Origin of the sequence: Pararobbsia silviterrae (genome assembly GCF_003628125.1) — a bacterium.
Taxonomy (GTDB): Bacteria; Pseudomonadota; Gammaproteobacteria; order Burkholderiales; family Burkholderiaceae; genus Pararobbsia; species Pararobbsia silviterrae.
Genome location: NZ_RBZU01000005.1, coordinates 461,991 through 476,031 on the forward strand (window position 1 = coordinate 461,991; position 14,041 = coordinate 476,031).

The following is a 14,041-nucleotide window of genomic DNA, read 5'->3' on the forward strand; positions in this document are numbered from 1 at the left end:
TTAGGCGCACGTTCGATCCCCATTACGTCTTTTTGCGTATGTTGCATCGTTTGCGCGTCGGGTAGCATCGCGCGCAGACGGCGCATTTTTTCGCGCGCGCGTCGTCGCTCGAAAAATAGTCAAAATCGCTCTAGGAGACGTCATGGCGTTTATTGTCGTGCTCGCCGCACTCGTATTCCTGATGTTCGCGGCCTATCGCGGATACAGCGTGATCCTCGTCGCGCCGATCGCCGCGCTCGGGGCCGTGCTGTTGACCGAACCTTCGGCCGTCGCGCCCGTGTTCAGCGGCATCTTCATGGAGAAGATGGTCGGCTTCGTCAAACTCTATTTCCCCGTGTTTTTGCTGGGCGCCGTGTTCGGCAAGGTGATCGAACTCGCGGGATTCTCCGAATCGATCGTGGCGGCCGCGATTCGCTATATCGGCCGTTCGCGCGCGAATGCGGTCATCGTCGCGGTCTGCGCGCTGCTCACGTATGGCGGCGTCTCGCTATTTGTCGCGGTCTTCGCGGTCTATCCGTTCGCGGCCGAGCTCTATCGCCAAAGCAATATTCCGAAGCGCCTGCTGCCCGGCGCGATCGCGCTCGGGGCGTTCTCGTTCACGATGGATTCGCTGCCGGGCACGCCGCAGATCCAGAACATCATTCCGACGACGTTCTTCAAGACGACCGCCTGGGCCGCGCCCGCGCTCGGCACGATCGGCTCCGTGTTCATCATCGCGGTCGGGCTGCTGTACCTCGAATGGCGTCGCCGCGGCGCGGCAGCGCGCGGCGAGGGCTATGGCACGTCGCTCGTCAACGAACCCGAGCGCGTCGAATCGGGCGTGCTGGCCAACCCCGTGCTCGCGATCGCGCCGCTCGTGCTCGTCGGGGTCGCGAACTTCGCGCTGACGAAACTCATTCCGCAGTGGTACGGCGACAGCTACACGGTCGCCGCCAATGCGTTGCCGGGCATTCATACGCCTGTCGTCGCGCCGGTCAAGTCGCTCGTCGCGATCTGGGCCGTCGAGGGCGCGCTGCTGCTCGGCATCACGCTCGTCGTCGTATCCGCGTTCTCGCGCGTGCGCGAAAAGTTCGCCAGCGGCACGAAGGCGGCGGTCGGCGGCGCCTTGCTCGCGGCGATGAACACGGCGTCGGAATACGGCTTCGGCGGCGTGATCGCCGCGTTGCCCGGCTTTCTCGTCGTCGCGGACGGCCTCAAGCAGATTCCGAATCCGCTCGTCAACGCGGCCGTCTCGGTGAGTTCGCTCGCGGGCATCACCGGCTCGGCGTCGGGCGGCATGAGCATCGCGCTCGCGGCGATGTCGGACCTGTTCATCAAGAACGCACAGGCCGCCGGCATTCCGATGGAGGTCCTGCACCGTGTCGTCGCGATGGCGAGCGGCGGCATGGATACGCTGCCGCACAACGGCGCGGTCATCACGCTGCTGGCCGTCACCGGGCTCACGCACCGCGAATCGTACAAGGACATTTTCGCGGTCACGGTCATCAAGACGCTCGCCGTGTTCTTCGTGATCGCCGTGTTTTATCTGACCGGGCTAGTCTGAGCCGCCAGGCCCGCGTCGATGTCGATCAGCCGGCGATCGCTCAGCGCGGCCACGACCTCTTGCGCGACGAGGTGAAACGCCCGCGTCGCGAGCGGCGAAACGTGGCTCGTCGACGCCGCCTCCAGGTTCAACACGCGCGTCATGCGGACATAAGGCGATACCGTCCTGACGGAGCGCTGTCGCATGTGCTTGGATGCGCGCTCGTCAGCCCGGGGAAGGAGATCCAGGCTCTTAAGCTGGGTCGCGATGCCGGGATTTTTCGTGGGCGTCGATCGTGCGACCCAATCGTAGAAATCGCGCATCGTGTCGGCATGCTTGCCGACCCCGCCTAGCAAGGGGGGGCCCACCGAGTTGAGCAGATCGAGTCTCACGCTTGCCGCCACGCCCGAGTGATCGCTTCGTACCTTGACTTGCGCGAGTATCGATTTGATGACCGCGATAAAGAGGTTCACTTCATCCGGATAGGAATCGGCGCACGACATGAGTCCCGCCGCAAAGCTTCCTTTGTAGGTCCCCGCGCATGGTTCGGTCACGATGGCCAGCGCATGACATGGCCTAATGTGCCCCGCCTCGATATTCGACTCCAGCATTTCGAGCCACCATCGAGTCGATCGCGCGGGCCACGCGCATCGGCTGCCTTGCGACAAAGCGACGATGAGCTGATCGCGCAAACTCGGCTGGATAAGAAATTCGCACAGCGTTCGGCGCTGCGTGACCCGAACCCACTCCGCCTGCGTACTTCTGCGTTCGTCGTCGGGTATCGCATACGGTCCGACCAGCGTTCTCCATTCGTCGAGCGTTCGTGCGACACCGCTCGTTAACACGACCGGGACGACCGGGACGACCGGGGCTTTCTCGCCGTCTTGCGGATGCGAGATCGACGTCGTCAAATCCAAGGCTTCGCGCTGTGTCGTCGACGCAGGTCGCCATGCGTCAAAAGCCGACGAACCCGCCACATCTGCGCACGCGTCGGGCGGCACGGCCGATTCGAGGACAGGCTCGCGCGCGTCCGGCAGGGGGGCGAGCCGTGCCCCGGGTGAAGGCGGGCAATCGCCCGGGGCCGGTGCGGCCCCGGGCGATGCGTTCACGGCGCAGGCAGGCCATAAGTCGACGATCGGCGTGCCGCCCGAAAGCAACATCAATCGACGGTCGCGTTTCCTGGCGAGGGGCGGTTCGTCCGGGCATGCGCCGAGCTCGACGATCCGGGAAGAGGCGATCTCGAACGCGCGGGAATCGTTCATATTCCTGACCGCGGGCCGCATGGGATCGACGCGCGTCGATTGCGTAGCGGTCGCGTGCAACATGTCGGAGAACTCGCGACACATGCACGCGAGTTCCAAATGGCCCATTTCCTTGCAGATAAGATTGACGTACTCGATATTCGGCCCGCGTGCATGCCAGCAGTCGTCATCCGGAAGACGCGTCAGCGCCGGCACGATGACGCCGAGATAGGCGCGCGGCAGCGGCAAAGCTTCGCTGCCCCGAGCGGTCATATAAGTCCGTGCCGGATCGCGCGCATCGCCGCGGCACGCGTCCAAGTTGAACGTGATCGCGCCATGAGCCGCATCGTGTTCGGGCGACACGCCATGCAGCACGATCGAGAGCGGGCCATCGGTTTGCAACTGCCAGCGCGGCGCATCGACGTCTCGCGTCGCGTAATTGAACAGACGGCGGAATGTCGCGCTTCGTTCGTAAGCTCGTGTGATCACGTCGTGCAGCGTGTCGATCGCCTCGACATCGCACAGGGATCGATTCGCATCGTCGATCCATGCGATCTGCGCGTCGACGATCATCCGGGCGACGAGTTCGTCCGATGCCTGGAGCGGGTGATCGTCGGTGGCCACGAGATCGTGTCGGAGTCGCGCCGACGACGGATTATCGGTCGTCTGCGCCCACAGATCCGGATAGTCGTTCGCCAGTCGCGCTTCCTGATGGCGAATTGCATAGTCGCGACGCCCTTCGGGCGGATGGGGCAAGGTGTAGGGCTGACACCGCTGATCGCGAACCGAAGCGGCAGGAAACATGGTTGACCTCGCAATCTCGACATGACGTTCGGGGTGACAATCTCGATCGATGCGCGCCGGCGATCGATCCTGCACTCGGCCCCGCAACGCTAAGCCGTCAGCGTATTCGCTCCGTCCATGCACAATTTGTCCAAAGCGGGCCGATCGCTTACGGCTCGGCGCGCCGGCCGCCGACAGGCGTGAGCCGGTGCGTTTCGCCGCAATGGGCTAGAATCGGCCGCTCATTGCATGACGCTTCGTCGACGCGTCGGGCGTGCCGCGATCCGGTATCGTGCGCGATCCGGCGTGCTCGCGGGACGTTGTGCCTGACCGTGGATCGCTTACCGCGTGCGACGCGGGCCGCGTCCGACAACTTTCCAATTCGAGCATGGTTACGACTTCCTACACCGATACGCGCTTGCTGATCGACAACGTCTGGTCCGACGCGGCGAACGGCAAAACCCTCGACGTTCTGAATCCGGCTACCGGCAAAGTCATCGGCACGGTGGCGCACGCGGGCATTGCCGACCTCGACCGTGCGCTCGCCGCCGCGCAGAAGGGCTTCGACGCATGGCGCAAGATCCCCGCGCACGAACGCGCGAGCGTCATGCGCAAGGCCGCGTCGATCGTGCGCGAGCGCGCCGACGCGATTGCCCGGCTGATGGTCATGGAACAAGGCAAGCCGTTCGTCGAAGCGCGTATCGAAGTGCTCGCGGCCGCCGACGTCATCGAATGGTTCGCCGATGAAGGGCGCCGTGTCTACGGACGTGTCGTGCCGGCACGCAACCTTCAGGCGCAACAGCTCGTGCTGAAAGAACCGGTCGGTCCGGTCGCCGCGTTTACGCCGTGGAATTTCCCCGTCAATCAGGTCGTGCGCAAGCTCAGCGCGGCGCTCGCGAGCGGCTGCTCGTTCCTCGTGAAGGCGCCCGAGGAGACGCCGGCGTCGCCGGCGGAACTCATCAAGGCGTTCGTCGAGGCAGGGGTGCCGGCCGGTACGGTCGGTCTCGTGTTCGGCAATCCGGCCGAGATTTCGAACTATCTGATCTCGCACCCGATCATCCGCAAGGTCACCTTCACGGGATCGACGCCGGTCGGCAAGCAGCTCGCGTCGCTCGCGGGCGCACATATGAAGCGCGCGACGATGGAGCTCGGCGGCCACGCGCCCGTGATCGTCGCCGAAGATGCCGACATCGAACTCGCGGTCAAGGCATCGGGCGGCGCGAAATTCCGCAACGCGGGGCAGGTCTGCATTTCGCCGACGCGTTTCCTCGTGCACAACAGCATTCGCGACGCGTTCAGCCGCGCGCTCGTCAAGCATGCGCAAAGCCTCCGGGTCGGCGACGGTCTTGCCGAAGGCACGAGCATGGGGCCGCTCGCGAATGCGCGCCGCTTGACCGCGATGGCCGCGGTAGTCGACAACGCCGTCGCCACGGGCGCGACAATCGAGACGGGCGGGGCGCGCGTCGGTTCGGAAGGCAACTTCTTCGCGCCGACCGTCATCACGAATGTCTCGCTCGATGCGGACGTGTTCAACAACGAGCCGTTCGGGCCGGTCGCCGCCGTGCGCGGCTTCGACACGCTCGAAGACGCGATCGCCGAGGCGAATCGCCTGCCGTACGGGCTCGCCGGCTATGCGTTCACGCAGTCGTTCCGCAACGTGCATCTGCTGTCGCAGCGACTCGAAGTCGGCATGCTCTGGATCAATCAGCCCGCGGCGCCCTGGCCGGAAATGCCGTTCGGCGGCGTCAAGGATTCGGGCTATGGTTCGGAAGGCGGCACGGAGGCCATGGAACCGTATCTCGTGACGAAGGCCGTGTCGGTCATGGCCGTATAACGGTCCGGTGGGGGCGGCAGGCGGATGCGCGTCCGCTTGCCGGGTGTTTGATCGGCCGGCGAGCTAGCGCGCGCGAGGTCTCATGAAGCGCAATGCGAACCGCACGATCTTGGGCATCGTGACGGGCCGCGCGAGCCGTGCATCGTAGCCGGCAAAGCGCCGATCGTTTTCGGCGATACAGATCGTCATGAGTTCATGCAGAGCGATGCCACCGTTCGACACCGATTGAGCGCCGCTGACCGTGAAATTATTGTCTTGCCGATGTGCGCGGCTCGGACCGTTGCCATCGATCGCACGCGCGATGCCGATCCGTTCCCAGACAAGAAAGATCCAGACGCCGGCCACCTCGAGTTCAAAACGCAGGCGAGCGAGCCACGAAAGCTTCGCGCGATACCAGGCGATCCAGTTTGCGAAAAGCAGGATGTGCCGGCATTCCTCCTGGATCACGGGCTCGAAGGTCTCGATCAGTTCCGCAGGGAACAGGCCCGAGCGGCGGGCCACGTCGAACAGGCCGAACGCGAAGAAGCTATCGATGCACTCGCTGTAGCCTGTGACGAGATAGGCCCACGTGGCGCGTCCCGGGTAGACGTACGGCGATTCGGGCTCGAGCGCGACGCCATAGGTCTCGACGAGACGCGTCAGGACGTCTTTGTGGCGACTTTCTTCCCATGCATTGAGTGCGAACGCGTGACGCAGATCGAGATCCGACTGCATGCATGCGAACGCCGCCATGCGCAAACGCGCCTTGCCTTCGGTCTGAACGGCGATGTCCCAGATCGGCAACGAGACAATCTTGTCGCGCGTCGCGGCGTCGAGGTTCGGCCATGCGAGCACGGACGGCCGATAAGGATTGAATGTGTCGCGAAACATGCGGCACATTTCGCGCTTGTGAATGTCCGATCCGATCGTGATCGGGCCCGAGACGTCGCTTTGCCAGACGCGCATCGTCCGGTCGGCGCGCGCGAGCATGGCTGCGTCGGGTGGATCGAGCGGGAGACGCAGTTCGATGAATCCCGGCACGAGCGCTTCGGCGTCGAATGACGCGGCGTCGACGGCGTCGTCGGCTTGCATGGGCAACGGCGAGCGCATGCGGAACTCCGTTGGACCTTCGAATGGCGTAGGCGAGCATGGCGCCGGCGTGTGGCGCGATTCATCCGCGACGCGCGTGTGCGTCTTCACGTTCGATCGGATTCACCGGTGCGGCGCACATGAGGTTGCTTGGACTTTATCGAGGATCGCGGCGCCGTGCAGTTCGAGGGCCTGCGAAACGAATGCGGCCGCTGAGATTTAATAGTTTACATAACGCAAATTGTGACTAATTCAGATATCAGCCCCAAGTAGTAATGTCGTACCTGGCCCAAATAGAAATGTCGCACCCAGGTCGTTTCCGGCGCATGCTAAGGCCGTGTAGCAAGGCTGGAGACGATCATGGACCGACGTGGATTCATCACCATGAGCATGAGCGAGCTTGATCGTCTCAAGGTTATCCAGGCTGTCGCCGATGGTGGCCTGATGCCGTGGCGTGCTGCCGAGCGGCTGGGCATCAGCCGACGCCAGATCGAGCGCTTGACGAACCGCTATCGAGCGGAAGGCGTCAGCGGTCTGAGATCAGGTCATCGAGACCATCCGAGCAATCATCGTTTGCCAGACGGGCTAGCCAACCAAGCGATCGCGATCGTCCGCGAGCGTTACCCGGATTTCGGCCCGACGTTTGCCAACGAGAAGCTACGTGAGTGCCATGGCATCGTCCTCGGCACCGAGACCCTCAGGCATCTGATGACAATCGCCGGACTATGGATTCCGCGCAAACAACGTTTGCCCAAGATCTATCAGCCCCGCGCACGTCGTGCGTGTTTCGGCGAGCTGATCCAGATCGACGGTTGTGAGCACGCGTGGTTCGAGGATCGGGCGCCGATGTGTACGCTGCTCGTCTTCGTCGACGACGCGACGAGCCGGCTCCCGCGCAAGCAACGGCTGTCCAAGCTCCATCGCTGCCCGAGATCAAATGGTCATGCGCGCATCCGTCATCACGTCGAATGAGGGTCGACAAAACTACTCAAATCCAAATCAGTGCCCTGTATTGTAAACCGCGGAATCGGATGTTCACCATATCTCGTGGCAATCGCCACTTCACGTGTATTTACGTTTCTCGCCCGCTTGTTGTTGTCCTTCCTGCCCTGCAATTCCGGAGTCTCGCCCTTTTTCTGTATTTCTTTTTCTATTTCACTTAGATCTTTATTTAATATTTTTTCGTTCGCCCTGACAATTTTATCCGCCTCTTTATTTAATTCAATATTGAATTTGGTAAATTTCTCTGCCAATTTGTCAAGAAATTTTGCATCCCTTTTGCACGCCAACATAAGAGTAACGAAAAATGCGCGACTATCCGCATTGAGCATCGGATTAACCTCTATCAATCCAGTTCGGTGCTGATAACCCAAAAAAACAAGAGGTGAAATATCGAATTCCTTTTCCATGATAAAATGACCCGCCGTAGTCGCGCGACCGCGCCCCCGCTCGGTCACTCCATTCAAAATATGATCCAGCGTTTCAAACTCCGCTGCCACATGCGATGCCTCATGAATGAGGTTTGTAAATCTTGCGACCTTGTAAGCTTGCTCTTTCAGTGTGCCCAGCGCAATACCCGATGCTCCCATACAAAAAGACAATAATATATTATTTCCAGGTGGGCCGTGTTTCAATCCCCTATCGCTGTGAGCCATTCCCATTGCGGACGCACCCTTGCGTTGTACAATATTTACATTTTTCGACAAATCGATGACCTCGACAGCCTCAAGTGTCTTTTCGACCATGGCGCGAATCCGCATTAATTGCTCATCATCACAACTTACACCGAATAACAACACGCTTAAACTACTTATAATTCCCCTATCTCCCGGAAGCTCCCCTGACAACATGGAAAGTATTTGTTCTTTGGCCGCCAATACCGTTCTCTTAGCCTCGGCGAGATCATTTTTAAGATCGGCCTCCTTGCGCGATTTATAATCACACGGCGCACGCTTTGGTCGATTCAAAACACCCGCCCCGGCATTTTCGGGGCTCGAGATACAAGACCCCAAGTCATCAGATTTCTGCATTCGTGTTTGCGGCTCTGCGATCTCCCCCCACTCGTTCTTTCGAACTTGCATCAACCAATCGGGATCCAAATTCGGTTGATCCGACGCATCTGATAATCTAACAACCACATCAGGCAATACACCTTTCGGGTCGGATATTTTTATTTCATCACCGCTACCACTACTACTTCTAACGAGATAGTTAGATTGATATAAAGTAAAAATCCCATTTTCTCGCTGAAACTCCGTTGGCTCCGAATTCAATTGATAGCCCGCGATTGCGCGTTTTAACAATGTTTTCGACTCAATATTGCTAAGTGCGATGCCGCGCATGAGTTTGAATCTATCACGAGACCACCGCACGTAGATCTCAAGGTCCGCCAGACCAGACTTTGTATTCGCGTCCGGCGTTGAAATGAAACCAACTGAAAAATCGCCTTCCAGCGTCGTGAATTTATATAACCGGCCATCAATTGAAATCGCAGTTTCAAAATTTTCCCCCGACGTTGCACAATCGGATGAAGAAACACAATGAATACCTTTAATTTTATCCACCCAGCCTTGACTGCGCACATTTTCATCATACGGTTTAACCGTCATATCAAGATTTGCAGAATCAAATTCGGCAGGAGTCGAAGGTGTCGTTCTATCGAGCGTGACCCATTCCAGTCGATCGCGCGCAAGATATCGCGATTTTGATTCGTCAGCAAAAACATCACTAAAAAGCTCGCGGCGCGCAATAGGCCGCCAGCGCCCCTTGCTGTACATGACGGCAATTTTGATCTCCTTTTCATTCATATCGATCGTATTTTTTGGCTTACGCAGCACGCCAAATGTGAAATCATCATTCACCACATCAAAGCCATAAAATTTATTTCCGATTTTTAACGCGTTATCGAGAACGGGCGATGTGGACGGGGCGCGAGATTTGCCTATATTAATCTCTACCACTCCGGTGTCGCTCAATTTCCGAGATATATCGAGTAAATTTTCCTGATACGATGCAATTGACTGCACGACCTGGTGCTCGAGGGTGAGTGATAATTGATCCTCCAGAGTCAGCGAAGATCGTTTCGCTTCAATTCCTGAAGATATCGAATCAAATTGCAGTAAAAAACCGGGAATTTCATTTTCTGACACGCCGATCGCCAGCGCCTGATTTCGCGTGTTCAGTTGCTTGTCGAGCGCTATGCGCGCCAACTTGGCCTCGTAATCAACATCGGTCTCTTTCAGTCTCGCAATTTCCCTGTTGAGAATATTGTTTCGATGTTGAACACGGCGATCTAACACATCATTCAATCTTGCTTCGAATCTCGAGTTCAACTCCGATAGCTGATCGACTAGGTCGGGATTTTTTTGGCAGGCAAGCAATAAGCGAAGGAATTGGGCAATCGTATCCGTATTTAAGATGGGATTATCCACCGCTCCGGCTGCGTACTGCCGCCCCAGCATCGGAAGCGATGCAATATCCAACGCGCTCCATTGCTTCGCGTATACGGAAGACGCCCAAACCGGTGGTGTTTTTTCGAGAGAATGTTTAATCAAACCGGCATTCAACCGTGCGTTCCTCGTTTCGTAATTTTCCGCGGTCATCGATCCGCCGTGAATCAAATCGATGAGAATCGCATTAAGATACTCGGATTCGCCAACGCCCGCCAATAAAATTCCGGCAGCCTCTCTCGAATATTCGAAAATTATTTCTCCCTTCGCAAATTCGGGATTCAATTTTCGATCAAATTTAAACTCGCCTAGAGCATTATTTTTCATATCACTGATAATTTTAATATTTTTATCGACATCGATCTCACTGATTGTCTTGTAAATTTCTGTTATCGCGGATCTTATTTCTTTCAACCTTGACGCGCTGCATCGCTCACCAAAGAATATTCGACACAATATATCCGCGACTCTGGCATTATCGACTGACACGGCATCAAACCAGGCATTCAACGAGTTTCTGGTCGTTAGCAAAAACGTCTTCGCGATACGTATATCCCGGAGCAATTTTGCTTCCGAGCGCGGCACAATGCAATTCGACGACACGACTCCGAGAGGCGTACCTTCTCGGTAACCCGAGGCACACGGATTTTTACTATTTTGAAGCGAAGATCTTTCGACCGTTATTGGCGTCGCCGCCCACTCCGTTCTGACCACATCTTCTATCCACCCAGGATCGATGGCCCATATGTTCAAATCAAAATTGTTGCGCAAAATCACGTCCGGCTTTTTGCCCGCAGGGTCGAAAACTACGACCTCGTTCGGCGAACCGGTATTTGGCCGAACGGGATATGCCTTATTACCGATACGACACCATGGATGTTCAGATTCCGCACGGAAAAATATCTCCATTTCCTTGATGTCATCGGAAATGTCTCCGAGTGTCGGGTACGACGCAATCGCATCAAGCATCATTGTTTTGGATTTTATTTTGATAAGATCGACGCCATCAATTAACTCATAATGATCAACATTCCAACGCACGTAGGCGGCAACGTTCCCAAAACTCGACGTTGCATCGCCGGTTGCCGGGAAAATAATACCCTCAGAAAAAGAGGCATCCAGGGCGTTGAATTTGTAGAATTTGCCGTTGATCGAAAGTGCAGTACGCAATGAGGGCGTATTACTGTCTGCGACTGCTTCTTTGTCAGCGATAAAATGAACACCTCTTTCTTGATTCAACACCGTTTTGCTTGAGATTTCAGGATCATAAGCATCGATTCGCGCATCGAGATAAGCCTCAAGAGTCGAAGTTTGGCTTGTTGTGTCGATGATACTGTCGGTTGCACACGATAAAGTATTGTATCGACCACAGAATTCAAATCGCTCACCATTCCAAGAGACATAGAATTCTTCCGCATTTTTTCGAGTGCCTTGAATCCAGCCGGCGGAATAATCGGTACGTGCCGGAATGAATGTGTATATTTTTCCCTCGATATCGACGCCGTAGCCATTGACATCCGTACCAAACTTTTCGCCGGCGATAGCAAAAATTCCTTTCTTTAACGCCAGAGACGTGAAGTCATCACTGGATTTGCTGCGAGGTGTTAAAAATATTTCCAAGTCGACGCGTAAGCTATTTTGCATCATCGTTTGAGTGAATGCCGATTGCAGCTCACTCAGCGCGGTGGTTCCTGATCGCATCGCGCTACGTGACAATTTAGGCACGATTAATTTGCCGCCCTTGATTAACGCATTAGCAATTGATCTTACTGTCGTCCAAATTTTTTCATGCTCGGTGACGAGCATCCACAATACGGGATACGTGGTCCCGGCAATGGAACCCAACACGTCTTCCATAACACCAATATCTAAAAATTGCTCGATATTCATTTTTGCTCGATATAAAAATTCGAACCCTTCTCGTCTAATCAGTGCAAATGTCAACTGACGTCCTTCGAGTCGTGCCAGTGTTTTTCCGGCTTCGCGCAATCCGATCATGCCGGCACGAAGCGAATAATTGAATAATTTAGCCAGAGGACCAAATGCGAAGAATGATATATCGGCGGCGCAATTTGCCGGGCCAAGAGGATCGGAAGAGCCTTCCGGAGTGCAACCATAAAAAGGCAGTAACCAACGTTTAACAAAATCCGAAACGGTGCTTTTTTCAGCGGGGATGGCGCTATTAAGCTCTTCGTAAATCGCGCCTTCGTGATATTCGGCAATGAATTTTGCAAGTTCGCCGAGGTCATTCGAGCGCGGATGATTTTTTTTTGTTGAAACAAGCCGAACTCGGATCGTACCGGGCGACCCGAAGTACGGCGCGATTGTATAGTACGTAAATGGATCCTTCCCCGTCACATCAATGTAATGAAATGTTCGATACCCTTGCTCGGTTATCGCCAACGCGTAGATGTACTGCTGGCTTCCATTATTTAAAAGTAAAAACGTTAGAGTTTTGATGTAACTTCTATTTGATTCTGGCGTGCTAAATAGTCCAGGCCCGACGTTTTTCAATATCATGCAATCGAAATTCTCGAACATCGAGCGATCGACGGCGGGGAGGTTTAGGAAATACAAATACAGTCCTATTTCATCTATTTCTGCTATTTTTTTCGCCAGCACTTCATTTTGCGATTTGAATGGGATGATGGGATTGATCTGTAAGTCAGTGCCATGTACGCCGCCCGAGTATTTCGCACCTTCCGGTTTGAGACATCTCTGATCTTTTAGCGCCCAACGGAGCGAAGAATCCTTATGGCATTGCCTCAATTTAATCCCCTCGGCGAGCGCTTCTTTGGCAAATTGCTCATAAGACTTGTATTTATCTCTAAGATCACGTACCGTTTGGACTGGATCGATTTTATCGTTCTCACCGAGTATTGTTTTAACAAACTCCGACACGATCTCATTGGGTATTTTTGTGTATTCTCGCGCGGTTGGCGTCTTGATCGCGTGACTTAGTTTGGCTGGAAATTCAACGGCCTTGATCATCCAGAAGATAAAATCCCGATCGATCAAAGACGCAATGAGAACCGATCGACCGATGGCGCGAATGGCGTCTTCCTCCATGGAGGATATATTCCAATTGGCTCTCATCGCAGCGTGGGCCCCGAGGTGAAGTAAATAATAATCCGGGGATTTCAAATCCACGTTCTGTAATTTAGGATGGCGCGATAGCGGAAAAAAATAGTCCACCATACCCGAGATGATGGTTTTTTCACTTTTCGTCGCATTTCCAAATAGACTGCTTGAAGATTGAGTGAGGTTACTCAGCTCACTCAGCCGGAACGATTGATCGGACGGGCGTTCGATAATTTTATTGAATATATAACCTTCGATGCCGCCTTCGCCAAATTCACGCTGATTAACGAGAAGTTGGAATAGCAGATCTCGATCGACTTGCGAGAATTGGCTTTCAAGTAGGGTTCTGTTGCCGAGTGCCGCTCGGATATAGTTTTGTTGCGCTAGATCTTCTGGTCCTGATTGGTACAAATTTGCATAGAAATCATAAGACGGCTTATTTCCATAAGCCTTTCTTAAATAACCGAGGGCGCGTTCCTCGATATCCTCCGCGCGTTCCATCTCCGTTTCCGAGACGTTTGTGCCCGATGCAATGTTCGAGAACGCTTGATCGCCCAACATCTCCGCCTCGTTCCACATACTCGGGCTTTCATTCGACCTACGTGTGGGAAATGCCATAAATGCATGATCGTTATATATTTCGGTAGGCTCGCTATTTCGATATAACGTTTTCGGTTCAATTGGGTGGGTTGTTTGAAATGCATTGAGGACACTGCCCTCTTGCAGAGGTGCGTCGCTTACCTTGCTGTAATCGTGGCTCGTCGCCGCGCGTGGATTTGGGAAAGACGCGCCTATCGGTGCGGTGATCGTCGAAGTCGTGAGGAATTCAATCGGCGAGTGAGTCCAATCGTCTGTGTCGCGTGCTCCGTCTGACACAGCAACGCCGGGAGACGACATTTCCGGGGCCGCAGTCTGATTGTTCGACGGTGCTGAGCTAAAGTACGTCGCATCCTCGTGCGTGGGCGTAGTAACGCGCTCCGCTTGATAGGACGGCGACAAGATTTCGATCGTCGGCGCAACGGTGGCCCTGAGTCTCCGGCGACGCGGCATGATGGCCGCCAAC

At 55.6% G+C, this 14,041-nt stretch carries 5 protein-coding genes and 1 pseudogene; 3 read left to right on the forward strand and 3 right to left on the reverse strand.

The features are described from left to right. Positions 1–142: 142 nt before the first annotated feature. On the forward strand, positions 143–1,543 hold the full coding sequence (locus D7S86_RS14575) for a GntP family permease (protein ID WP_121087543.1): 1,401 nt from the start codon (positions 143–145) through the stop codon (positions 1,541–1,543). Here the strand turns inward: D7S86_RS14575 and D7S86_RS14580 are convergent. Then, entirely contained in the window at positions 1,522–3,567 is a 2,046-nt protein-coding gene (locus tag D7S86_RS14580) for a PipA/GogA/GtgA family type III secretion system effector (RefSeq protein WP_121087544.1), read from the reverse strand. The two genes, D7S86_RS14575 and D7S86_RS14580, sit on opposite strands and share 22 nt — an antisense overlap. 367 nt (positions 3,568–3,934) lie before the next feature. Between D7S86_RS14580 and D7S86_RS14585 the strand changes: the two genes are divergently transcribed. Next, positions 3,935–5,380, forward strand: coding sequence for an NAD-dependent succinate-semialdehyde dehydrogenase (locus D7S86_RS14585; RefSeq protein WP_121087545.1), 1,446 nt, complete (start codon positions 3,935–3,937; stop codon positions 5,378–5,380). 63 nt (positions 5,381–5,443) lie between these two features. On the opposite strand, the gene D7S86_RS14590 is transcribed toward D7S86_RS14585, so the two are convergent. Continuing rightward, the gene (locus tag D7S86_RS14590) at positions 5,444–6,469 is read right to left on the reverse strand and encodes a ferritin-like domain-containing protein (RefSeq protein WP_240648150.1); all 1,026 of its coding nucleotides are present in this window, start codon (positions 6,467–6,469) and stop codon (positions 5,444–5,446) included. Between the two features lie 339 nt (positions 6,470–6,808). Here D7S86_RS14590 and D7S86_RS14595 point away from each other — a divergent pair. Beyond that, positions 6,809–7,339 (forward strand): annotated as a pseudogene (locus tag D7S86_RS14595) (helix-turn-helix domain-containing protein); the annotation flags it as partial. 68 nt (positions 7,340–7,407) lie between these two features. On the opposite strand, the gene D7S86_RS29130 reads toward D7S86_RS14595, so the two are convergent. Then, positions 7,408–13,539, reverse strand: a complete 6,132-nt coding sequence (locus D7S86_RS29130) for a hypothetical protein (RefSeq protein WP_147432333.1) — start codon at positions 13,537–13,539, stop codon at positions 7,408–7,410. Between the last annotated feature and the right edge of the window lie 502 nt (positions 13,540–14,041).

What these genes read in the sequence shown, in the direction of transcription:
- D7S86_RS14575 (WP_121087543.1), top strand. Translation starts at nt 143, where the DNA reads ATGGCGTTTATTGTCGTGCTCGCCGCACTCGTATTCCTGATGTTCGCG.
- D7S86_RS14580 (WP_121087544.1), bottom strand. Translation starts at nt 3,567, where the DNA reads ATGTTTCCTGCCGCTTCGGTTCGCGATCAGCGGTGTCAGCCCTACACC.
- D7S86_RS14585 (WP_121087545.1), top strand. Translation starts at nt 3,935, where the DNA reads ATGGTTACGACTTCCTACACCGATACGCGCTTGCTGATCGACAACGTC.
- D7S86_RS14590 (WP_240648150.1), bottom strand. Translation starts at nt 6,469, where the DNA reads ATGCGCTCGCCGTTGCCCATGCAAGCCGACGACGCCGTCGACGCCGCG.
- D7S86_RS29130 (WP_147432333.1), bottom strand. Translation starts at nt 13,539, where the DNA reads ATGTTGGGCGATCAAGCGTTCTCGAACATTGCATCGGGCACAAACGTC.